This window comes from Streptomyces sp. NPDC048192, assembly GCF_043202415.1.
In the GTDB taxonomy this organism is placed as follows: domain Bacteria; phylum Actinomycetota; class Actinomycetes; order Streptomycetales; family Streptomycetaceae; genus Streptomyces.
Genome location: NZ_JBIDAL010000020.1, coordinates 20,687 through 42,871 on the forward strand (window position 1 = coordinate 20,687; position 22,185 = coordinate 42,871).

20 protein-coding genes and 4 pseudogenes are annotated in these 22,185 nt (G+C 68.9%); 5 read left to right on the forward strand and 19 right to left on the reverse strand.

The window, feature by feature from the left end:
- Positions 1-25 precede the first annotated feature (25 nt).
- From ACGFZN_RS33730 to ACGFZN_RS33780, 11 genes and pseudogenes are all read right to left on the reverse strand, one after another.
- On the reverse strand, positions 26-697 hold the full coding sequence (locus ACGFZN_RS33730; protein WP_393862371.1) for an enoyl-CoA hydratase-related protein: 672 nt from the start codon (positions 695-697) through the stop codon (positions 26-28).
- A 198-nt stretch (positions 698-895) separates the two neighbouring features.
- A pseudogene (locus ACGFZN_RS33735) lies at positions 896-1,180 on the reverse strand (TetR/AcrR family transcriptional regulator); the annotation flags it as partial.
- 480 nt (positions 1,181-1,660) lie between these two features.
- Complete coding sequence (locus tag ACGFZN_RS33740; RefSeq protein ID WP_393862267.1) at positions 1,661-2,578, reverse strand: 3-hydroxyacyl-CoA dehydrogenase; 918 nt, start codon at positions 2,576-2,578, stop codon at positions 1,661-1,663.
- A complete protein-coding gene (locus tag ACGFZN_RS33745; protein WP_393862268.1) occupies positions 2,575-3,564 on the reverse strand; it encodes a 3-hydroxyacyl-CoA dehydrogenase NAD-binding domain-containing protein in 990 nt (329 codons plus the stop codon). Before ACGFZN_RS33745 ends, ACGFZN_RS33740 begins: the two co-directional genes overlap by 4 nt.
- A gap of 65 nt (positions 3,565-3,629) precedes the next feature.
- On the reverse strand, positions 3,630-4,412 hold the full coding sequence (locus ACGFZN_RS33750) for a crotonase/enoyl-CoA hydratase family protein (RefSeq protein ID WP_393862269.1): 783 nt from the start codon (positions 4,410-4,412) through the stop codon (positions 3,630-3,632).
- Positions 4,412-5,641, reverse strand: coding sequence for a CaiB/BaiF CoA transferase family protein (locus tag ACGFZN_RS33755; protein ID WP_393862270.1), 1,230 nt, complete (start codon positions 5,639-5,641; stop codon positions 4,412-4,414). Before ACGFZN_RS33755 ends, ACGFZN_RS33750 begins: the two co-directional genes overlap by 1 nt.
- A 5-nt stretch (positions 5,642-5,646) precedes the next feature.
- Complete coding sequence (locus tag ACGFZN_RS33760) at positions 5,647-6,873, reverse strand: acyl-CoA dehydrogenase family protein (protein ID WP_393862271.1); 1,227 nt, start codon at positions 6,871-6,873, stop codon at positions 5,647-5,649.
- Positions 6,874-7,451: 578 nt separating this feature from the next.
- Positions 7,452-7,598, reverse strand: a pseudogene (locus ACGFZN_RS33765) (hypothetical protein); the annotation flags it as partial.
- 49 nt (positions 7,599-7,647) lie between these two features.
- Entirely contained in the window at positions 7,648-7,764 is a 117-nt protein-coding gene (locus tag ACGFZN_RS33770) for a hypothetical protein (protein ID WP_393862272.1), read from the reverse strand.
- Position 7,765: 1 nt separating this feature from the next.
- Positions 7,766-8,323, reverse strand: a complete 558-nt coding sequence (locus ACGFZN_RS33775) for an AMP-binding protein (RefSeq protein ID WP_393862372.1) — start codon at positions 8,321-8,323, stop codon at positions 7,766-7,768.
- A 97-nt stretch (positions 8,324-8,420) separates the two neighbouring features.
- A pseudogene (locus tag ACGFZN_RS33780) lies at positions 8,421-8,537 on the reverse strand (AMP-binding protein); the annotation flags it as partial.
- On the opposite strand from ACGFZN_RS33780, the gene ACGFZN_RS33785 reads away from it, so the two are divergent.
- A complete protein-coding gene (locus tag ACGFZN_RS33785; RefSeq protein WP_393862377.1) occupies positions 8,499-8,648 on the forward strand; it encodes a hypothetical protein in 150 nt (49 codons plus the stop codon). The pseudogene ACGFZN_RS33780 and the gene ACGFZN_RS33785 sit on opposite strands and share 39 nt — an antisense overlap.
- A gap of 275 nt (positions 8,649-8,923) precedes the next feature.
- On the opposite strand, the gene ACGFZN_RS33790 is transcribed toward ACGFZN_RS33785, so the two are convergent.
- The gene (locus ACGFZN_RS33790; protein WP_393862273.1) at positions 8,924-10,261 is read right to left on the reverse strand and encodes a PLP-dependent aminotransferase family protein; all 1,338 of its coding nucleotides are present in this window, start codon (positions 10,259-10,261) and stop codon (positions 8,924-8,926) included.
- Between the two features lie 89 nt (positions 10,262-10,350).
- Here ACGFZN_RS33790 and ACGFZN_RS33795 point away from each other — a divergent pair, with 89 nt between their 5' ends.
- Positions 10,351-10,974 (forward strand): DJ-1/PfpI family protein, encoded by a 624-nt coding sequence (locus ACGFZN_RS33795; protein WP_393862274.1) that lies wholly within the window; start codon positions 10,351-10,353, stop codon positions 10,972-10,974.
- A gap of 432 nt (positions 10,975-11,406) precedes the next feature.
- Here ACGFZN_RS33795 and ACGFZN_RS33800 read toward each other — a convergent pair whose 3' ends face one another.
- Both ACGFZN_RS33800 and ACGFZN_RS33805 read right to left on the reverse strand, forming a co-directional pair.
- Entirely contained in the window at positions 11,407-12,333 is a 927-nt protein-coding gene (locus ACGFZN_RS33800) for an AIPR family protein (protein ID WP_393862275.1), read from the reverse strand.
- 103 nt (positions 12,334-12,436) lie between these two features.
- A complete protein-coding gene (locus ACGFZN_RS33805) occupies positions 12,437-13,156 on the reverse strand; it encodes a hypothetical protein (protein ID WP_393862276.1) in 720 nt (239 codons plus the stop codon).
- A 397-nt stretch (positions 13,157-13,553) separates the two neighbouring features.
- Here ACGFZN_RS33805 and ACGFZN_RS33810 point away from each other — a divergent pair, with 397 nt between their 5' ends.
- On the forward strand, positions 13,554-15,905 hold the full coding sequence (locus tag ACGFZN_RS33810) for a SpoIIE family protein phosphatase (RefSeq protein WP_393862277.1): 2,352 nt from the start codon (positions 13,554-13,556) through the stop codon (positions 15,903-15,905).
- 120 nt (positions 15,906-16,025) lie between these two features.
- Here the strand turns inward: ACGFZN_RS33810 and ACGFZN_RS33815 are convergent, their stop codons facing one another.
- The 3 genes and pseudogenes from ACGFZN_RS33815 to ACGFZN_RS33825 all read right to left on the reverse strand — a co-directional run bounded on the left by ACGFZN_RS33815 (position 16,026) and on the right by ACGFZN_RS33825 (position 17,954).
- Positions 16,026-16,397: a TetR family transcriptional regulator C-terminal domain-containing protein gene (locus ACGFZN_RS33815; RefSeq protein WP_393862278.1), complete on the reverse strand. Its 372-nt coding sequence runs from the start codon at positions 16,395-16,397 to the stop codon at positions 16,026-16,028.
- 903 nt (positions 16,398-17,300) lie between these two features.
- A pseudogene (locus tag ACGFZN_RS33820) lies at positions 17,301-17,570 on the reverse strand (transposase); the annotation flags it as partial.
- Between the two features lie 180 nt (positions 17,571-17,750).
- On the reverse strand, positions 17,751-17,954 hold the full coding sequence (locus tag ACGFZN_RS33825) for a cold-shock protein (protein ID WP_266963435.1): 204 nt from the start codon (positions 17,952-17,954) through the stop codon (positions 17,751-17,753).
- A 374-nt stretch (positions 17,955-18,328) separates the two neighbouring features.
- On the opposite strand from ACGFZN_RS33825, the gene ACGFZN_RS33830 reads away from it, so the two are divergent.
- Together ACGFZN_RS33830 and ACGFZN_RS33835 are read left to right on the forward strand one after the other, a co-directional pair.
- Positions 18,329-18,724 (forward strand): MerR family transcriptional regulator, encoded by a 396-nt coding sequence (locus ACGFZN_RS33830; protein WP_393862279.1) that lies wholly within the window; start codon positions 18,329-18,331, stop codon positions 18,722-18,724.
- Between the two features lie 148 nt (positions 18,725-18,872).
- Entirely contained in the window at positions 18,873-19,754 is an 882-nt protein-coding gene (locus ACGFZN_RS33835) for an NADP-dependent oxidoreductase (protein ID WP_393862280.1), read from the forward strand.
- Between the two features lie 210 nt (positions 19,755-19,964).
- Here the strand turns inward: ACGFZN_RS33835 and ACGFZN_RS33840 are convergent, their stop codons facing one another.
- Together ACGFZN_RS33840 and ACGFZN_RS33845 are read right to left on the reverse strand one after the other, a co-directional pair.
- Positions 19,965-20,207 carry a DUF5302 domain-containing protein gene (locus ACGFZN_RS33840; protein ID WP_393862281.1) on the reverse strand — a complete coding sequence of 81 codons (243 nt, stop codon included), beginning with the start codon at positions 20,205-20,207 and terminating at the stop codon, positions 19,965-19,967.
- A 206-nt stretch (positions 20,208-20,413) separates the two neighbouring features.
- A complete protein-coding gene (locus ACGFZN_RS33845; protein WP_393862282.1) occupies positions 20,414-21,829 on the reverse strand; it encodes a DEAD/DEAH box helicase in 1,416 nt (471 codons plus the stop codon).
- Positions 21,830-22,185: the final 356 nt, after the last annotated feature.

Here is a 22,185-nt window from a genome sequence, read left to right on the forward strand (position 1 = left end):
CACCCTCCGTCGCTTGCCGGCGGCGTCAGCCGAGCGGGTGGGCCGTGTCGCGCAGGGTCGCCAGGGCCGAGCCGTACATGCGCGCCTTGATGGTGCCGAGGGTGCCGCCGGCCTTGCTGAGCTGTGCCTGGGCGATCTCCACGGCCTGGGAACGCACGGCGTCCTCGGCGACCGCCCGGTCGACGATGCCGACGGCCGCAGCATCCGACCCACCGTAGCGGCGGGCGGTGACCATGGCCTCGTGCGCGGTATGCGGCGCCAGCCGCGACTGGATCAAGGCGGACATGCCGGGCGTGAAGGGGATATTGATGTCGGCCTCGGGCAGGCACCAGTAGCCGCGGTCGGCGCGCATGACACGGAAGTCGTGCGCAAGGGAGAACATCGCGCCGGCGGCGAAAGTGTGCCCCTGCAGGGCGGCCACGGTGACCACCGGCAGGGACAGCATGCGGGCGAAGAGCTCGTGAACGGAGATGACGTAGCCCCGATGCTGGTCGGGGTGGGCGGACAGCCACTCCAGGTCCAGACCGTTGGAGTAGATCTTGCCCGTCGCGGCGGTCACCAGGGCACGCGGCCCTTCCGACTTCTCCACCTCTTCCAGGGCGGCGGCGACGGAAGCGATCCAGTCGGGGTGGAAGCGGTTCTCACCGTCTCCGAGATCGAGCACGAAGACGTTGTCCTGGCGGTCAAGGGTAGGCATGTGCGCTCCTGGAAGGGTTGTGAGGCGTGGGGGAAGGGCGGGATCGGGCAGCGGGGCTGCCGCGGGGATCACGGCCACGGCGGGTGCCCCGGGTCGGGCCCGGCCGCGCAGGGCGTGGACCAGCAGGTCGTGGATCTCGGCGGCGGCCGCCTCGATCGGGGCGGTGCTCCGCTCGGCCCGGCACATGATCACCGCGCCCTCGACCGCGGCGATGACCAAGGCGGCGAGGCTCCGGCTCTGCCCCTCGGTCGGGCCGTGCCGGAGGAACAGGGCCGCGAACGCCTCCTGCCGGCGGGCGAAGACGGCAGCGGCGGAGCGGGCCAGCTGGGCCGCGTTGTCGTTGGCCGCCACCGCCACCGCCGCAATCGGGCACCCCGCCCGGAATTCGCTGTCGACGAACCGGTGGCGCGACAGCCGGAAGAAGGCGTCGATCGCCCCCACCGGATCGTCGGACTGCGCCCAGGCGTCGATCCGACCCGCCATGGAATCGCCCGCCTGCGCCACCGCCCACCGCCTCGTCGATCAGCTGTGAGGAAAGTGGTGGTAGACCGAGCCGCGCGGTGCCCCGTTGTGGGCGAGCGCCCGGTCGATACTAGTGGCACTGGCGCCGTACTCGCGCAGCAGCGCGGCCGCACTGAGGATCATCCGCTCGCGACTGTCACTCTTACGCACTCTCACGCGCCATCCTCCTCGCCGAATACCGACCGGCGGTGACCGGAACAGACGTGATCGAACGCTCGGCCATGCCCGCAACTTCTTCTCCGACTTGGTGCGGAGACCCTGTTAACTACTAAGCGGTAGCTTAGGGCGTATGACATAGACCATGCAAGAGGTGATCGCACGCGCCTCGCCGCCACACTCGCTCGGCTGATACCGCGAGCCGTGACGGGTCGTGCTATCCACACGGCGGGCGGTTCACCCCGTTCCGGGGAGGACGAGACAGCTCCTGCGGATGCGGTGGAGTCAAAGATCGAGTTGGACCCTCGGCCCGGTCGACAGCACGGCACGGGCGATGCCGGTGAGGTTGCCCTGCAGGACGAGGATCTCCCTGCTGTTCGATCCGTCGAGATCGGCCGCGTAGACGTTCCCGGCCAGGTCGGTCACGTACATGCGGCCGCCGTCCGGATCGAGGGCGATGCCGATGCCTTCCATGAGGTGGGTCAGGAGGATCTCGGGCGGCGGCTGCCCGGCGGGCGGGTGCATCGGCGAGCGGTTCACGGTGTTGCCCCGGGGCGGGTCCCCGCGATCGGTCCAGTACAGCATGCGCTCCGCGAGGTCGAGCTCCAGGTCGATCGGCTCCGGCAGCCCCTCGAACAGGACCTCGATGTCGCCGCGTGTGGCCGCGCCCTCCCCGGCGGACAGGTCGATCCCGGCCCGTAGGATCTTCCCGAGCCCCGCGTCACTGGGGCCCTTCTGTGTCCAGTAGAGGTGTCCGCCGACAGGGTCGACGGCGACTCCCACGCACCACCTGCTCTCGTCGCGGCGGTCGTCCTCTCCCTGTCCCGTCTGCACGAGGGTCTCGACGTTCGAGCCGTCGAGGTCGCAGCGCATCACGCGCATGCCCTCCCGATCACCCCAGTACAGCTTCCGGACGGCGGCCTCGAGATACAGCTGCTTCGGCGTGTGCGTGACGCCGCTGGGGATGATGGTCGTGCGGTTGCCTCCGTCCAGGTCCACGCGTTCGATCGAGCCGTCGTTCTCCGGGGGAGAGCCCATGTTGGTCCAGTAGATGTGCCCGGCCACGACGTCGACGGCGATCCCGTCGGGGATCCCGCACCCGGTGACGATGACGGTCTTGTCGGAGCCGTCGGGGTTCACGGAGAACAGCCGACCGCCGCTGCTGGCCTCGAGGACGAAGAGTCTTTGCTGGCGCCGCGTCACGGTCCCTCCTTCGCCGGGTGGCCGACTGCGGCGCTCGGCGGGCCGGACGGGTCGTGCTGGGCGCGCACGGCCAGCAGGGCCGAGAGCATCGCGTCGCGCCGGGCGGCCAGTTCGTCGACCGAGTGGCCGTCCGCCTCCTCCAGGACGCCGGTGACGATCTTCTCCTTGAGCTCGGGCGTGAACTCAGGGGTGCCCAGTTGCTGCCAGGACGCCACCATCCGCGGCATGAGGGTGTCCATGAAGTGCTGGATGCCGCCTGCTCCTCCGCCGAGATGCCACAGCAGATGCGGGCCTATGACACCCCATCTGAGCCCCGGCCCCCAGGACACCGCGTCGTCGGAGTCCGCCACGTCGAGCACTCCCTCCTGGACCAGATACACGACCTCGCGGTACAGCGCGGCCTGGATACGGTTGGCGACGTGCCCGGGCAGCTCCTTCTTGAGGTGAATGGGCTTCTTGCCGATCGCGGCGTAGAACGACATGGCGTCCCGGATCGTCTCCGGGGCGGTCCTCGTCCCGCCGACGACCTCGACCAGCGGGATGACGTGCGGGGGGTTGAAGGGATGACCGATGATGGTCCGCTCCGGACGCCGGCACTCGGCCTGGATGGCGCTCATCGTGATGCCCGACGAACTGGACGCGATGACCGCGTCCGGCGGCGTGGCGTCGTCGATGTCGGCGAACAGCCGGACCTTGAGCTCGGGTCGCTCCGGCGCGTTCTCCTGTACGAAGTCGGCGTCCGCGACGGCCTGACGCAGGTCCGCGGTGAAGCTCAGGCGATCGGGTGAGGCATCGGGCGCGAGCCCGATCGCAGCGGCCGCGTCCCATGCCGCCTCCACGTACGAGCGCAGGGCCGCCTCCGCGGTGGGGGCGGGGTCGGTGGCCGTGACGTCGAAGCCTCGGGCGAGATAGTGCGTCGCCCAGCTCGCACCGATGGTGCCGGTGCCGACGATCGCCACACGGTGGACGGGTTGGTGCGGTTTCATGGCTCGTCACTGCTCCTGAGGTCGGACGCGGGCTGCAGGGGACTGAGGCGACTGAGTGGCCGGTATCAGCGGCCGTGCCAGACGGGGGCGCGCTTCTCGGCGAACGCCCGCGCGCCTTCCCGCGCGTCCTCGCTGGAGAACAGCCCGCTCGTGATCTCGTCCTGGCGTGTGAAGGCATCGCTTTCGTTCAGACCCTGCGTTTCGCGCAGAACCTCCTTGACGGCCGCCAGCGCCAGCGGTGCGTTTCGCGCGACGCGTCCCGCCAGCTCCCGGGCCACGTCGACCGCGGCGCCCGGTGGGGTCAGCTCATTGACGAGGCCGTACTCCTTGCCTTCGGCGGCGGTCAGCGGCTCGCCCGTGAGCAGTACGCGCGCGGCGACGTGGTACGGAAGGCGGCGCGGCAGCCTTACCACTCCGCCCGCCGCCGCGACGAGACCGCGCGTGACCTCGGGAAGCCCGAACCGGGCGTCTTCCGCGGCGACGATCAGGTCGCAGGCGAGCACCATCTCGAAGCCGCCGCCGAGTGCCCAGCCCTCCACCGCGGCGATCAACGGCTTGCGCACCGCCGTGCCGGTGAGCCCGCCGAATCCCCGGCCGGGGAGCACCGGCAGCTCGCCCTTGGCGAATGCCTTCAGGTCCATGCCGGCGCTGAACACCCCGCCCGCGCCCGTGAGTACGCCGACGGACAGCTCCGGGTCCGCGTCGAGCAGATCCACGGCCGCGGCGAGTTGTACCGCGGCCTCGTGGTCTACGGCGTTCTTCTGGGCGGGGCGGTTGATGGTGATGGTCAGCACGCCGCCACGGCGCTCGTGGAGCACCATGTCGGACGCTTCGGACGCCGTGCTCATCACGGCGCCTCCGCTTCCGTCGCGCCGGGGATCGCTCCCTCGGAGCGCAGCTCGGCGATCTCGGTGAGGCCGAATCCCAGCTCGGCGAGGATTTCGTCGTTGTGCTCGCCCAGATCGGGCGCTCGCTTCGCCGGCACCTTCGGCACCCCTCGGAGGTTGACCGGGCTGCTGATGGTTTCCTCCAGCCCGGTGACTCCTTCCAGCGGTACGACGATGTCGTTCACGCGCAGCTGCGGGTCCTGCGCGGCCTCCTCCGGCGTCTGAATGAGGCTGTAGACGACGCGTTCCCGGGTCAGGGCGTCCTTCCAGTCGGCGAAGGGCCGCGAGCGGAACTCGGCGTCGAGCAGCTCGGCCAGCGCTGCGGAGTTCGCGACGAAGCTCTCGGGGTCCGCGAAGCGGGGATCCTCGAGCAGTTCGGGGTGCCCGATGGCCCGCGTCAGTCCCGGCCAGTGTGTGGGTGAGGCGACCAGCATGAACCACTCGTCGTCCGCGGTCCGGTAGGGGTTGATCAGCGGGTTCGCTGGCGCGCTGCGGTCGTGCAGCTCGAACGGCGTGCCGGCGGCAAGCGCGCCGGCGACGAGCGTTCCCGTGGCCCAGACGCCCATGGCGAGCAGCGAAGTCCCGACACTGGCTCCTTGTCCGGTCCGCTCACGGCGGTACAGGGCGGTCACGATCGCCGCGTAGATGGCGATCGCCGACATGTAGTCGCCGCTGCCCCAGACCGGCACCGTCGGCGGCGCTCCCGCGTCCCGGGTGGAGGCCAGCAGCCCGCTGCGTGACCAGGCGGCGGTCAGGTCGAAGCCCGGCTGCCCGGCGTCGGGGCCGGTATCTCCGAAGCCGGTGATGTCGGCGTAGACGACCCTCGGGTTCCAGCCCGCGACCTCTTCGTAGCCGAGGTGCAGCTTCTCGCGTGTGCCGTGCGGGAAGTTGGTGATCACCACGTCGGCCCACTCGACGAGCCGCTTGAGGACTTCGGCGGCCGCCGGGGACTTCAGGTCGATCACCATGCCGCGTTTGTTGCGGTTGGCAAGGTGCCAACTGTAGTTGGCCTGCGCCCGGGGGCTGGGCGGCACGGAGCTCAGCCGCCGCTGGGGGTCACCCTTCCCCGGCGGCTCGATCTTGATGACGTCCGCTCCGAAGTCGGAGAGAATGGTAGCTGCGGCCGGTGCGGCGATGAAGCTCGACGCGTCGAGGACCTTCAGGCCGGTGAAGACGGATTCGGCGGTCATCTTCTTCACCTCACGAAGGCGCTCAGGCCGTCGGTGACGGCGCGTCCGACGATGAGGGTCTGGATCTCCCGCGTGCCCTCATACGAGTAGATGGCCTCGGCGTCGGCGACGAAGCGGCCGATGTTGTGGTCGAGGAGAATGCCGTTGCCGCCCAGCAGTTCGCGCGCCCATCCCACGGTCTCGCGCATCCGCGCCGTGCAGTAGCCCTTCGCCAGGGCGGACTGTTCGTCGCGGTACACCCCGGCGTCCTGCAGCTGGGCCAGGCGCGTCACCATTCCGCACGATGCCGTGGCGTTGCCGAGCATCCTCACCAGCAGGTCCTGCACGAGCTGGAAGCCCCCGATCGGGCGCCCGAACTGTTCCCGCTCCTTGGCGTACCGCAGGGCGATCTCGTAGGCGGCGAACATCACGCCCACCGCCTGCCACGCCACGCCGCTGCGTGTCTGGCGCAGGATCTTGGCCGTGTCCTTGAACGAGTTCGCGTTCTGCAGCCGGTTGGCCTCCGGAACACGGCAGCCGTCGAGCACGATGTCGGCGTTCTGCACGATCCGCAGCGCCATCTTCTTCTCGATCTTCGTCGCGGTGAACCCGGGGGTGTCCTTTTCCACGACGAAGCCCAGCACATGACGGGTCTCGACATCGCGGGCCCAGATGACGACCAGGTCGGCGAACGTCGCGTTGCCGATCCACCGCTTCGCGCCGTCAAGGATCCATGCGTCGCCGTCGCGGCGCGCGGTCGTCTGGAGGCCGCCGGCCACGTCGGAGCCGCCGTGCGGCTCGGTCAACCCGAAGGCGCCGATCTTCTCGAAGCGGCTCATCGGCGGCAGCCATCGCCCCTGCTGTTCCTCGGAGCCGCAGGTGAGGATGGTGCCCATGGCCAGGCCCGTGTGCACGCCGAAGAACGTCGCGAGCGACGCGTCGGCATGCGCGAGCTCCAGCGCCATGAAACCTGCGAAGAGGTTGCTCGGCCTGGATTCCGGCGAGTCCGGATCGGCCCAGTTCATAAGACCGAGCCCCCCGAAGCCCTCGACCAGCTGGAAGGGGAACTCGGCCCGGGCCCAGTAGTCGTCGACGATCGGGTCGACCTGCGTGCGGAGGAACTCGCGGACGGAATCGATCTTCTCCCGCTCGCTGTCCGACAGCAGCTCCTCGTAGGCGTAGAAGTCGGCGGGCATCAGCCCTTTGTCCAGGTAGGGACCGGACGGTGTCGGCAGGGTCGTTGTGCCGCTCATGGCAATCTCCCTCAAGCGCTGTGGGGCGTGGCCCGGAGATTCGCGCCCGTCAGCCTCTCGGCGCCCGGCGTTTGGTTCTCAGGCGCGATTAAACGCGGATCCGGGACCGGTCCCCCGGACCCGCGCCGCCCAGGGGTGCCGTGTCGCCGCGGACCACCCGAGTGGCCCGTCGCCGCCGGTGCGGGAGAGGTGAGGCAGGACTGCGGGACAGTCGGAACGTCATGTCGGTGGTGGTGCGCTGCAGCCGCTGCTGCCGGTGGGCGAGAAGCCGGGGCGGCCTCCGGTCTGGTCCACGGAGCGTTTCAAGTCGGGGCGGCCGGATGGAGCGGGGAGTAGGCCGTGGATCGTGGACGACGAACTGTGGGCGCTGATGAGCCATTGCTGCCGCCGTGGCCTGAGCGATCGCGGGAACTCGTGTGCGCCCCATCGTCGCCGATGAGACCCCAGCGCACGATGAGACCCCAGCGCATGAGTGCCTGCGCACCTCAATGGGTCAGCCGCTGCTGGAGCACCACAGAAACACGGGTGGCGCAGCTCCGGCGTCGGACAGATCGCAGACCCGTCCCAGCCCAGTCGCCTCATTGCCTGCCCGGCTCGGGCGGCGGGACGATCTCCCGCTTGAGGATCTTGCCGGTCGATCCCTTTGGCAGCGCGTCCGCGATCCATAACCTCCGCGGATACTTGTAGGCGGCAACCTGACGCTTGACGTACTCACGCAGTTCCTCGGCTGTCGTTCGGGCGCCCGGCTTGAGAACGACCGCCGCCCCGACCTCTTCACCGAGATCGGGGTTGGGGAGGCCCTATGACCGCGGCGTCGGCGACCGCCGGATGCTCGTACAGCACATCTTCGACCTCGCGGGGGTACACGCTGTATCCGCCCCGAATGATCATGTCATTCGTCCGTCCGACGATCCAGAAGTATCCGTCCTGGTCGACCCGGCCGAGGTCCCCGGTGTAGAACCAACCGTCCCGGATCGCGGTGGCGGTCTCCTCGTTGCCAATACCCTTTGATCACGTTGTGCCCGCGGATCGCGATCTCGCCGGTGTCCCCCTGCGGTACCTCCGCGCCGTTGTCGACCACCCGCATCTCGACGCCGCGGATCGGGATGCCGACCGAACCGGGCTTGGGTCCGGCCTGCAGGGGGTTGAACGAGGCGACGGGCGAGGTCTCCGACATCCCATACCCTTCGAGCACAACGCAGTCGAACGCGGCCTGGAAGTCGTGCAGCACCTGGACCGGCATCGCTGCGCCGCCCGAGAGGGACACGCGCAGCCGGGAGACGTCGTAGGCGTCTCGGTCGGGCTGCCGCAACAGCCTGCTGAACACCGTGGGTACCCCGGCGAAGACGGTCACTCCGTGCTCGCCGAGGGTTCCCAGCGCCTTCCCGGCGTCGAAGCGCGGCAGCAGCGTGAGGCACGCCCGGAGGCGACGGCGGCGTTGAGAGGGCAGGTCTGTCCGAACGCGTGGAACAGTCGCAGCCCCCGAAGATCACGTCGCCGGCGGTGAGCAGCAGGTCGGTGGCAGCGATGTCGCAGTTGCGGGTGAGGTTGGCGTGAGTCAGTTCGGCGCCCTTCGGCTGACCGGTCGTCCCCGACGTGTAGGGGATCACCGCTGTGTCGTCCTCGTGCCGGTCGGCCAGGTCCTCGACCGGTGGGGCAGACACCAGCAGCTCGTCGAACGCGCCGGGACTGACGACGACCGCCTCGGCCTCGGCCTGCTGCGCACCGGTCCGTGCCTCGTCGGCGAAGGCGTGCCAGGCGAACAGGGTGACTGAGAGCGTGCGGGAGACACGGCTCGCCCACGTCGGCGGCCGACGGTCTCGTCGGGTGTGCGTGCACGAAGCGGTCGACGCTCACCGGCCGGCGACAGGCCGGCCCCTCACTTGAAGTTTCACGTCACACCCTGGAGGGCGATTCATGAACGTTCAACTGCGCACGGGTGGCCTTTTCCGACGCCGGCACTCGGATCCCAGGCCGACCGGCCCCACACCAGCGCCGACGGCTTCCCGTCCGCAGGCCGGGCCGCGGGAGTCCGCCCGTCGAGTGAGGTTCAGGCGTAGGCGTCCTCGAGAGCGACTCGTCGCACTGTGCGCAGCGTCGACTGGAGACTGTCCATATCGGTCGAGCCGAGAGCGAGGCGGAGCGCCTGTGGCGTGTGCTTCGTGGTGGTGAAGGGCTCCGCTGTGCTGACCGAGATGTGTTGGCGCGCGAGGGTGGCGGTCAGGCGATCGGCGCGTGCGTCGTCGGGCAGGGTCAGCCATGTGAAGTAGGACGAGGGGTGGCCGATGAGGGGGAGGCCGGCCAGTTCTCGTCCGGCGAGTGCTTGGCGGGCCTTGGCGTCCTCTCGTTTCTGCGCTTCCAACTGATCCACCGTGCCGTCCTCGATCCAGCGGCAGGCGATCGCGGTGGTGAGGGCCGGGGTGTTCCAGGTGGTCGCACGAATCGCGCGTTCGAGCGACGGCACCCTGGACGGCGGGGCGACGACGAAGCCGACCCGGAGGCCGGTGGCGACGCTCTTGGACAGTCCCGAGACGTAGACGGTGATGTCCGCTGCACTTGCGGCCAGAGGCGGTGGAGGGTCCTCGACCAGGTAGGCGTATGCGGCGTCTTCGATGATGAGCGGACCGTGCTGCCGAGCGATCTCGATGAGACGGGTCCGTTCTGTTGCCGGCATGACCCACCCCAGAGGGTTGTGCAAGGTGGGCATGGTGTAGACGGCGCGCACAGGGCGGGTCGCGCACAGCTTCTCGAGGGCATCGAGATCCGGCCCGTCGGTGGTTGTGGGTATGGGCTCCAGGTCGAGATGAAAGGCATGCGCGAGCACCTTGAAACCCGGGTAGGTGAGTGCGTCGACCGCGACGACGTCGCCGGCGTTGAGCGCGGCCATGACGGTGATGGCCAGGCCGTGCTGCGCACCGTTGACGATGAGGATCTGATCCGCGTCAGGAGTGATTCCTCGACGCCTCAGGTGCCGTGCGATCGAGGCTCTGTCCTGGGGACGTCCTCGATGGGGTTGGTAGCGCAGCAGCGAGTCGAGTTCACCGGACGTGGCCACCTCTCGCAGAGTCTGCCGTAGGAGATCGGCTTGGCCGGGCAGCGACGGATAGTTGAAGTTGAGGTCGACCGCATCCGTGGCGACGAATTGCTGATCGATGCCGTGACCGGCGGGAACCGCGATGTCTCGCACGAACGTGCCGCGGCCCTGTTCCCGGCTCACCAGGCCCATCGCTTCCAGCTCGGCGTACACCCGGGTCGCGGTCACCACGGCGATGCCCTCGCGGGCGGCGAGCTCGCGGTGTGTCGGCAGCCGCACGCCTGCGGGGAGCCGGCCTGTCCGGATGTCGGATGCGAGCGCGTCGACCAGCGTCTTGTACCGCGAGGCTGCCATACACCGAATTGTATCCATGACAATTCTTTGACTGTCTTGCTCGCGTGTTCTTACCGTCAAGCCCCACTCATCCGGAAAGGACGGCCGCCATGCACATCGCCATCCTCACCTTCGAGGGCTACAACGAGCTCGACTCCCTGATCGCGCTCGGCGTGCTCAACCGCATCAAGACCGACGACTGGCGCGTCACCATCGCCACGCCCGGCCCCAAGGTGACGTCAAGGAACGGGGTGGTCATCGAACAGATGTCCACGCTTGAGGAGGCGTGCGCCGCTGACGCCGTCATCGTCGGCAGTGGCATCGCCACCCGCGAAGTCGTCGAAGACCCGGCGATCATGAACATCCTGCGCGGCCTGGACCCCTCGCGCCAACTCATCGCCGCGCAGTGCTCCGGAGCGCTCGTGCTCGCCAGGCTCGGCCTGCTCGACGACATCCCCGCCTGCACCGACCTGACCACCAAGCCCTGGGTCGTCGCCGCAGGCGTCGAGGTGCTCAACCAGCCCTTCTACGCCGAGACCAACATCGCCACCGCCGGCGGCTGCCTCGCCTCGCACTACCTCGCCACCTGGATCATCGCCCGCCTAGCGGGCAACGACGCCGCCGAAAGCGCACTGCACTATGTCGCCCCGGTCGGCGAGAAGGAGGAATACATCGAGCGCGCCTGGCGCAACATCACCCCCTACCTGCCCGCTCCCGCACCGGTGCTTGTCTGAAACGACCAGTCGCACGCAGTGACCGGCCAGGAAGTCGTGGCCCGGCATCCTGGCTGCGCAGCCCGAACTCCAGCAACACATAGTCTGGAGCACTCCCGCGCAGGACTCTGAGCAGGCCCGCACCACTCGTCCTGGCCCGGGCAGCCCGTCCTCGAGGCAGGCAGGTACGCCTCCACAGACATGACTCTGTCCCGGCACCTCGCCAAACCACGGTTCGGCGAAGTCATGGGCCTCTGATGGGTATCCGTCCGTTCTCCGCGATCACCGGCACCGCACGGCACGTCACGGTCTGGTGATGCACTTCAGCAAGCCGGCTGGACTACGAACCGATCCGCAGCAACCTCCCGGCGCAGATTGAGACCGACGCGGCTGATCTGCTGGCCGCCCAGCGGGGATCAGCCGTCGACATGTCAAGTGGTATCGCCGGACCTCTCAGCCCTCGATTTGATAGCGGCTCTGGGACACAACAGCTTGGCGGATCTTGGTGGTGAACTCGGCGGTACGGGCGATCCGGTCCACACCACCTGCCTTGCTGCGGCGCAGGACGCTCTTGAAGTTCTGTTCCAGCATTCCTGTCATTCGGAACATCAAGTCGTCGCTGAGGTGCCCGAGGTCGATGTTGAGGAGGTCCCGCGGCGATGGCTGCCGTAGCCGTGTGAGGGTGTAGGCGGACATGGTCGCCAGCGGGTACAGCCAGTTCTCGAGGGAGTCCCCCAGTAGGGGACGGTCTTCGGCGTACCGAGTGAGGAACACACGCAGCCGGGTGTGCACGTCGAGACATAGACGATAGATGTCCAGATCTTGCCGTGGGGAGAAGATCTGGGCATAGTGCTGGTCGTCGAGCAGCAGCGGGTCGGAGTGCCGCAGTGCGGTGTGCGGTTCGCGCAGCACGAAGGCGGTGAACTCGCGGGCGAGCCGGGCCATGCTGACGACCCGGTCGAGCGGGAACCCCAGATTCCGGTAGTAGCTGGCCCAGCGCTCGTAGTAGTAGCCACCAGCGTGCCCGAGGCTCTCTTCGATGTCCTTCTGGATGGACTCTGTGGCGCGCAATGCGCTGGCTGGCAGCTGAGTCTGGCTGTTGGTCGCCCGGATGATGCGGTCGCGAGCCGTGCCGTTCTCAGGCGCGACCACGATCTTCACCAGGAGGGACCGGTCACGGTGCTGGCCGCCGTTCTGGAAGTAGCTGTAGATCTCGTGGATGGTCTGTAGCCCGTTGACGATCTGAGGCTCCCTGACCACGATCTTTTTGCCAGCAATCTGGGCGGCGTCCGCGACGACGGTGACACCGTTGTTGAACCACCAGAAGTCCTCGCGGGTACCGGACTTCAGGGTCTCACCGATGGCATTGTTGACCTGCACGGCGTCGAGCGCTTCGTCACCACGCGCGGCGGCGAGTACTTCTTCCTGCCGAGCCTCAGCGCCTTGCGCTGGCTGGCCAACCTCGGGGCATGAACACCCGTCGTCAGGTGAACCGGGCGTTGCTGACGTCGATGGACACCATGGTCTGACTCAGGATCGGGCGGTTGTCCGCATCGCTTCGGTAGGCCCGGCGTTTGGTGGGCAGGCGGATCCCGTCCGCTTCCACGGTGTCGTAGACGTACTGTGCTGCGGCGAACCCGCCTGCGATGTCGACGTGATAGTCATGCCGACGCAGGAGATGGTCGGGGCCGAAGTAGAAGTCCTGTCGCGTGCTGTGGCTGGCGATGTCGGGCGGAAAGGCGGCGCGCAGCCCGCGCCAGAGCTCGTCGCCTTCCCGCCACGGTTCGATTTCGGTGACGCTGAAGCCGGGCATCGCCAGCAGGAAGGGCGTGGTGAGATACGTCCACAGCGCGTATCCGTTGAAGTAGGCGCGGTCCAGCGGGTCCCAGGGCGTGTCGAGCTTGTGGCCGGTGAAGGACTTCCGCGGTTCGTTGCGTTCGGCCACGACGCGGCCGTCGACCTTCTCGATGCTGACTCGGTCGGCCGTGAAGTCGGTCTTCTGGTCAGCGGCGCCGAACGGCATCACGGAGGCGTGCTGCTCGTGCAGCCAGACAGTCATCTCCCGGGGGGTGGGATCCTGCGGCATCCCCTTGATGACGAACATGTCACCACCGCTGACGATGGTGGCGCGGACTGCGGTGAGTGCGTTCCAGCGGGCGAGGCCACCATGGGCATCGAGGACCTCGGCAAGCAACGTGTTCATGTCGGTCTCCTGCTCGGTCGTGCCGGTGACGGGGCCATCGCCGGGAGAGTCCGCGACGGCGGTCCGATGCCGACGACACAGCCGCTGCCCCGGCCAGGCGATCGGTGGCCCTGATCAGTCCGGCGCCCCTCTCATCGTTCACTGGTTCGTCGGCATCGCGCACCTGGGCGCTGCTCCTGGGGACCCTGTAGGCCCCGGTCGGAACCGACGGGGACGGCGAGTATCCGCCGGTCGACCCGGCGTCCTCGGGCTTGGCGCGCGGGGTTCGTTGGGGTCCGCCAGCGGAGGTCACAGGGGGTTTCTCGTACCGCGCTTCGCGCCGAGCCGTGGCTGGGTGCCGATCTGCGGCGGCGCAGCGTCTGGCAGCCGGGCAAGCTGGAAGGCGGAGGTGGTTTCCATGGCCGGTGATACGCCGCTGATGGTCGTGGACAGCGGGGGCGTGGTCGTGCAGTGGAGCCACCAGGCGGAGGAGTTGTGGGGGCGTCCGGCGGGCGAGGTGGTCGGGCGGCCGGCAACCGACCTGGTCAGCCCTGTCCCCGCGCCAGGTGGTGGTGACCTGGAGCGCTGCGGGGATGACGGCCTGCGTGATGTTGCAGTGGGCGCGGCCGGCGGTGGCCTGCGTGTGCGGCCGGTGCTGCGGGACGACGGTTCGGTGGCGTGGGGGATCTTTCTCCCACCTGCGGACGGGATGGTGCCCGGCATCGAGAGCGCGGTACTCGATGCGCTGTCCGCCCACATGGCAGGGGCTCTGTTCGTGGTGGACGAGGAGTTGCACGTCGTGTCGGCCAATGCGGCGGCTCAGGCGCTGTCCGGCGCGAGCGCACCGCAGATCCGAGGACGCCCCCTCACCGATGCGTGGCCTCTTGCCTCCCCCGGCGAACTGGAGAACATGCTGCGCCAGGCCATGACGGACGGTACGTCGACGAGGGACCACGTGATGTGGACGGACCCGAACGTCGATCCCCCGCACGCGTATACGGTCGCGGTGCTTCCCCTGCAGGATGTAGCGGGGGCGGTGGTCGTGGCCCACGACGTGACGGATCAGGAGAAGGCACGCCGCGGAGTCCAGGCCCTATATGCCGTCCGGGAGCGGGTGGGAGAAACCCTGGAGGTGGTGGCCACCTGCCAGGAGTTGGTCCACGCGCTGGTCCCCGGATTCGCCGATATCGCCGTGGTGGAAGTGGTGGAGCCCGTGGTGCGTGGAGAGGAACCACCGCTGAGCCCTCTAGGACGGGATGTGCCACTGCGCCGGGCCGCCTTCGGGAACAGCGGCGGAGACCAGCAGGCCCAGGCGCACCCGGTGGGAGATGTCCGCGCGCTGCCGTTCCCGACCCCGTACGCGCAGGCGCTGGCCGACCTCAAGCCCCGCACCATCGCCCTCGGCCCCGACACGCCCTGGCTGGCGGCCGATCCGGCGCGGGCCGAAGCGATTCGCGCATCCGGCGCACGTTTCCTGCTCGTCACACCGTTGACGCTGCGCGGAAAGGTGCTCGGGCTGCTGAGTCTCTACCGCACGCAGCGATCCGGCGGTTTCGACGAGAAGGAACTCGCCCTCACCCTGGAACTGGCCACGCACACCGCCCTGAGCATCGACAACGCCCGCCGCTACACGCGCGAGCACACCATCGCAGCGACATTGCAGCGCCATCTGCTGCCCCCGGCTCCTCCCTCGCAGACCGCGATCGAGACCGCCGACCTGTACGTGGCCGACGACCGGGGCGCGGGTGGCTGGTCCAACGCCTGCGCCCTGCCCGGCGCCCGTACGGCCCTGGTCGTCGGGGAAGTCGCCGGCCATGGCATCCACACCGCCGTCACCATGGGGCAGCTGCGCACCGCCATGCAGTCGCTCGCCGCACTGGACCTGGAACCCGACGAGTTCCTCGCCCGGCTCGACGACACCATGACACGTCTCGCGCGCGAGCGAAGGGTGCTGCCACTCGGCGACCCCCTGCGCGACGAGCCCCTCAGCGCGACGTGCCTGTGCGTGCTCTACGACCCGTTCGCTCATACGTGCACCATCGCCTCCGCCGGACACCCGCCGCCCGTCGTCGCCGACCCCGGTTCCGGCACCCGAGTGGTCGAGCTGGCCGCCGGTGGTGCCCTCGGCGGCGGCGGAGGGCCCCCATACGCCACCACCGCCGTCACCCTGGCCGAAGGAGAGGTCCTCGCCCTCTACACGACCTCGCTTCTCTTTGCGGCACGGCCCGAGCACGGCACAAGCGGCACGCAGCCGCTCCAACGCTTGCTCGCCCACACCGACCGACCCCTGCAGGACCTGTGCGACGACATCCTCTACCGACTCCGGATCGATGCCCTTCCCGGCGACGCCATCCTTCTCCTCGCCCGAACCCACTCCTTCCCCGCCGACCGCGTAGCCACCTGGACGCTGGACGATGAGCCCACCGCCCCCGCCGTCGCGCGGCGCCACGCCCGGCGCCAACTCGCCGACTGGGGCGTGGACGAGGACACCGCCTACGACACGCAGGAAGTCGTCAGCGAGCTTGTCACCAACGCCCTGCGGTACGGCGCGCCGCCCGTACACCTGCGCCTCATCAACGACCGGAAGCTCACCTGCGAGGTCCACGACGCCGGCACCTCCGCCCCGCGGCTGCGCCACGCACGAACGGTCGACGAAGGCGGCCGCGGCCTGTTCATCTGCGCCCAGCTCGCGCAGAACTGGGGTATCCGCTACACCAACGACGGGAAGACGGTCTGGACCGAGCAGGCCCTCCCCTCACAGCGCCCATAGCACCCCTGAGGCGAGGAGCCGTGCACGGAGGCGCTCTGGTTTCCTGCGCCTGTCTCAGCAGGTCGGCGGAGCACCTGGTGCGGGTGGCGACGCCTACACGTCTTCAGCGGCCGGCCGTGATCAGCGCAGGAGGACGCCGAAGACCATGCGGAAGAAGGCGTCGAAGGGAGCGGAGGACTTATCGACTCGGGCCGCGATCAACGTGCCTTCCCAGGCGCTGAGGATGAACAGCGCGGCCTCCTCGACGTCGAGAGCGGCGTCCAGCTCACCAGCTTCCTGGGCTTCGGTGAGCACCTGCCGGATGTGCGCCGCCCACCGCTGGAAGCCGCCCTGGACGGCGGAGCGGATCTCCTCGGAGTGGTCCGCCACCTCGGCGCCGAGGTTGCCCACCAGGCATCCGCGAGCGAAGCCGCTGTCGACCGTGTCCAGGCCCAGGAACTCGAAGTGCGCGCGAAGCCGCTCCAGCGCAGAGCGTCCCGGGGTGTCGAGCATGTCGAACCGCAAGCTCCCCTGGACAGTCCAGGGCCGCTTCGCTTCGATGAGGCTTCTGACCAGCACGTTTGCCCGCCAGGCGAAAGGCCCTGGAACCGTGTGCTCTAAAATGTCGGGGGACCAGCTCCGGGGCCTGAGGACGGACCTGAAGGGTCAGAAGGCTGAACTTGCGCGGTTGCGGCAGGACCTGTGCTGACTCGGTGCATAGCCGCGCTGAAGCCGGAACGGCGGCTCGGCCGCTGTCCAGGCAGCGTCGAGGCTCTGACACGTCCACGCCGTTGCCGAGAGCCGCTTCCGGTACCCGAGGAGCGCTCTGCGCCGTGACGTGTTGCAGCTGGTCAAAGCCCCAGCTCACGCACAAAGGCGTTCGTCTTTGCAGGGGCGAAGGATATGATCTGTTGGTCGCAAAGAGCCCCGGGCCGCTTCTACCGTGAGACGTGTGTCATCCCTGCGCCCTCGCGTCGAGTGCTCGGTGGAGGAGAACACGAGGGCAACCGTGCCGACGCCGGCCACGGCAGCACACCCGCTCGGAAGCCCCCGCCGGCCGCGCCTGCAGGGGCTTGCCGTCGAACGCCTCTCTCACACTCCTCGCACCAACTGCGTTGACTCCCCCGGACGAGAATGCCCTGACCTGCCATTACGCGTTCATCTTGGACTGGCCTGGACGCCCACGGACGGTCCCTACAACCTGTGCCATGTGGTACCCAGTGAGGGACCCAAGATCAGGACCGGAGCGTCTTCTGGCCCGTCAAAGCGGTATTGCAGGGTGTTCGGGGGTGTCTCGCTCACGCCCCAGACCCTCTCACGTGCCGCGGACGCCGCTGTAGCGCGGGGGTGCGGGACCCGGGTGCGCGGGTCGTGGGGCAGGCGGGTGAGGACGATCCGGTGCAGGGCCGCGTTCGCCTGGCGGTCGCCGCCGTGGTCGAGCCGGCGCGTGCTCCGACGGACAGAGGAGTACTCGGTGGGGCTGACTCCGCAAAGGGCAGCAAAGGACGCCTCGGTGTTCAGTCGCTCGGGGTTGTCTCCCATGGTGATCAGGAGAGTGACGGCGCTGTCCGGGCCGATGCCCACGCGTTCGAGCAGCTGTGGGGTGTGGCGTTCGACGAGCCGGGTCGGGCGTTGGTTCAGCTCGTCGATCTGAGCGGTGAGCTGCTCGATCCGCTCGGCGAGCATGCGCAACGCCAGGTGGTGGCCTGGGCCACCGCGTACCGGCAGTTCCGCGCGCACTGTTCTGCCAATGGCTCGTGGGGACACGCGAGACACCGATCGGCTCTGGTCCGCTGACCACTGCGGCAGACGGTAAGGGCCCGGCGTCCCGAAGCCGGGATGCCGGGCCCTTACCGAGGCGCCCGATCAGGCGGGCCGGATGTTCTCCGCCTGCGGGCCCTTCTGCCCCTGTGTGATGTCGAACTCGACCTTCTGGCCCTCCTGCAGCTCGCGGTAGCCCTGGCTGGCGATGTTGGAGTAGTGGGCGAAGACGTCGGGGCCGCCGCCCTCCTGCTCGATGAACCCGAAGCCCTTCTCGCTGTTGAACCACTTCACTGTGCCCTTGGCCATGACTGTCTCCTTGAGGGAAACCGGGCACGCACCCTGCGCGACCGGGAGGTGATCGCCCTGGTCCGGAGAGGCGCTGAACAGCAAGAACGCCCGTGATGGCGATCACGGGCGAACGGAACTTCGGAACCACGACTGCTGATCACAACGCTATAACGGCATGATGGAAGCCGCTAGCGGAAACGCGCCGGCATCCGGTCCGGAACGAAGGGTGCATGGCCTCCCTGGTCCACGTCGACGCCTTCGCGCTCAAGGTGATTAGTACTCAGGCATATATAAACGACGTGCTCAGCCGCGGGACCGGGACGACGACCTTGCGGCCGTCCATGACTCGTCGGCGGTCCGAACCTGGAGCACGCGGGCGTAGGCTCTCAGGGATGCGGATAGGCGAGTTGTCCAAGCGCACGGGCGCGAGTCCGCGCTCACTGCGGTACTACGAAGAGCAGGGCCTGCTGACCAGCTCACGCTCCGACGCGGGGCAGCGTCACTATTCCGATGCCGCGGTCCGGCGCGTGTCGCTCATCCGACAGCTGTTCGACGCGGGTATGTCCAGCCGGGTGATCGCGACTGTGCTGCCGTGCGTGGACGTCCCGGGTGACCTGGGCGTCGCCGAGGAGACCTTCACGGCGATGATGCGCGAGCGCGACCGGATAGACGCCGACATCGCGCACCTGATCGAGACCCGGGATGCACTCGACGTGCTGATCAGGGCCAACAGACGGCACCGGGCGGAGCTTTCCACGGCCCCGGAACCGGTGGCGCAGTCGGCCTGATGCGGTGATCTGCATCTCAGCCGGTTGCCCCTCACATCTATGTCAGAGGTGAGGATGGCGACAACGCCCGGAATCCCCGGGTCGGTTGTACGAGAGGCGGCGGAAGATGGGGCAGGCGTGGGGTTTCGGCAGGTATGGCGGGCCTGAGGTGCAGGAGTTCTTCGATCGTCCCGATCCCGTCCCCGGTCGCGGCGAGGTGCTGATCCGGGTCGAGGTCGCCGGCGTGAATCCCCTCGACCACCTTCTGCGCTCGGGTCTGGTCGACGGGCTCGACGGCGGGCGTCCGTTTCCCCGCGTGCTGGGCATGGAGGCAGCAGGAACGGTTCTCGCGCGGGGCGAGGACGTCGACGGGCTCGAGGTGGGCGACGCGGTCTTCGGCTTCGCACTCACCGGTGGCGGCACCTACGCCGAGACGACGGTGCTGTCCGCGCCGAACACCGCGCGCATCCCGGCGGGTCTGTCCGCGACCGTGGCGGCGACGCTGCCAGTGGCCGGGACGACCGCGGTGGACGTGCTCGACCAGCTCGGCCTCCCGGCCTGTGCCGCGGTCCTGGTCAACGGAGTCGGGGGCGGGGTCGGCCTCGCCGTCGCCCGGCTGGCTATCGGGCGCGAGCTGCGTGTGATCGGCACCGGGAGTACCGCCAAACGCGAGCACGCCGAGGCCATCGGGGTGCGGTTCATCGATTACACGGCCGGGGACGTGGTCTCCGCGGCACGCGAGCTGGTTCCGGACGGCTTCGACGGGATCGTCGACCTGGTCGGAGGCGCCTCGCTGCGGACGGTCGCTCCGCTGGCCCAGGATCCCCGTAACGTCATCGCTGTGGGTGATATGTCTGTGCCCGATCTCGGTGGGCGTTTCGTCGAGCGTCGCGTCGACCGCGAGAACCTGGAGCGGTCTGCCCGGCTGGCCCTCGACGGAGTCCTCGCACCCGTGATCACCGCGGTCCATCCGCTCTCCGACGCCCCGGCCGCCCTCGCCACCGTCGAGAACGGCCACACCTCGGGCAAGGTTGTCATCAAGGTGGCATGAGGAGCGCCCGGCCGCCCGACGCTGTCGGCGGTCCCTTGCGGACTGACGGGAACCCGTGGTCAGCGCATCGTCAACTGCCAGGCGAGTCCCCCGGCTACGCCCCGCCCGCGACGCGCGCACGGGCATGCGCGCGTCGCGGGCCACTGCACCGGACGCGCGAGTGGACAGCGCGAGTGCCGGTGAAGCGGTCACATCGCGGGACTCATCGACTCAGCCGCCGCTCTTGCGCCGGAACGACCGCTGGCTCGCAGCCGGGCCGTGCGCCGAACGCACCTTCGATGCGTCGGACTTGGCGGCAACATCAGCGGCATCCGCCTGCGCACCGCGCTTGCGCGCCAGGGCTTCGCGGAACTTGCGCTTGAGGTCGTAGTTGCCGTCGCTGTCCGGCTCCAGAGGGGACGTCTCGGCGGCAGCCGGCTCCGAACCTTCCGTAGATACGGGCTCTGCGGTCATGGTGACCTCCTGGGTTCGGGGGGATGGGCAAGCACAGCTTGTCATGCCGGGCGCAGTGCGAGGCGCCCGCGACATCATCCTGCTCCGTTTCGGCGGCATCCCTCTCGCGGTCAAAGGCGTTGACTCCGTGGGTGAGGCACACAGGACGGCTTCGGGCCGGGCCGAGGGTTGTCGATCCCGTGGCCAGGCTGCCAGGGCAAAGGCTCTCAGCCGTTGCGACGCACGAGGGCGGCCCTGCGGGCCTCGGCGAGCTTGCGGGCCTCGCCCGCCTTTCGGGACTTGCCGCCGGTGCCGCGGGAAGTGCCCTTGCTGGTGCCGAGGCCGCGGAAGGGGGCGTTGGTGTTCTTGGGCCGGGGGACGGCGGGCTCGCCGTCGAGCGGGATCCCGGAGGGAGTCCTGGCGCCGGTGATCCGGCTCAGCTCCGCCTCGCCCGAGCGCACCTTGGTGACAGTCGGCTCGACGCCGGCCCCGGCCATCATGCGGCTCGTCTCACGGCGCTGGCCCGCCAGCACGAGCGTGACCACGCTGCCGGACTCACCGGCGCGGGCGGTACGGCCCGCCCGGTGCACATAGTCCTTGGCATCGGTGGGCGGGTCGACGTTCACCACGAGATCGAGGTCGTCGACGTGCAGGCCACGGGCCGCGACATTGGTCGCCACCAGAACGGTGATCTGGCCGTTCTTGAACTGCGCCAGGGTCCGTGTGCGCTGTGGCTGGGACTTGCCGCTGTGCAGGGCCCCGGCGTGCACCCCGCTGGCCCGCAGATGCCGGGTGAGCTGGTCCACGGCGTGCTTCGTGTCGAGGAACAGCAGTACGCGGCCGTCGCGGGCGGCGATTTCCGTGATGACGGCGTAGCGGTCAGGGCCGTGGACGACCAGAACGTGGTGCTCCATCGTCGTGACCGTGCCCGCGGCCGGGTCGACGGAGTGGACGATGGGGTCGTGGAGGTAGCGGCGGACCAGCTGATCGACGTCGCGATCGAGAGTGGCCGAGAACAGCATCCGCTGACCGTCGGGCTGCACCTGGTCGAGCACGTCGACCACCTGCGGCAGGAAGCCCAGGTCGGACATCTGGTCGGCCTCGTCCAGCACGGTGATTCTCACCCGTCCCAGGCGGCAGGCCTTGCGCTCGATCAGGTCGTGCAGGCGTCCGGGGGTGGCTACGACCACCTCGGCTCCCTGACGCAGCGCGGCGACCTGCCGGCCGATCGACGTTCCGCCGACGACCGTGGCGATCCGCAACCGCAGTGCCTCGGCGTACGGCGCCAGCGCCTGGGTGACCTGTTGGGCCAGCTCCCGGGTAGGCACCAGGATCAGAGCAAGGGGCTGCTTCGGTTCCGCGCGCCGCCCGGCCGTGCGTGCGAGCAGCGGCAGGCCGAAAGCGAGCGTCTTGCCTGATCCGGTGCGCCCGCGTCCCAGGATGTCGCGCCCCTGAAGGGCATCGGGCAATGTGGCGGCCTGGATCGGAAAGGGTTCGCGCACCCCGAGTTCGCTCAGTGTCCGCAGAACCTGCGTCGGCAGTTCCAGACCGGCGAAGGTGACGGCCGGGAGCAGCGCCGGGGTCGTCGCCCCAGGCTGGGCGGGACTGCCGTGAGCGATGCCGGAGTCATTGGGATGCTTCATGAACAGCCTTCCGCAAGGGAACTTACCGAGGAAGGCCCGGCAGGTTTGAACGGCCCACGCACAAGCCGAACGGAACAGACAGAATCGCCCACCGCGACGACCACGCAAACGCATAAGGCTAACACACGGCATAACCTCGCGCCGCTGATACCGGTGCAGGTACAACGCCCACAGCGCAGAGTAGACGTTCGTGTCGGAGTTTCGGTCCCGCAGTCGGCTGAGCAGGCCGGGCTGAGCCCGGTCAGGGAAGCGCGGGGATCGCCGGAGCACTCAGCCCTCGACAAGGGCCCCGAGGTCCTGGAGTCGACCCGCCGAGTCGACACCGTGATCCTCGACAAGACCGGCACCGTGACCAC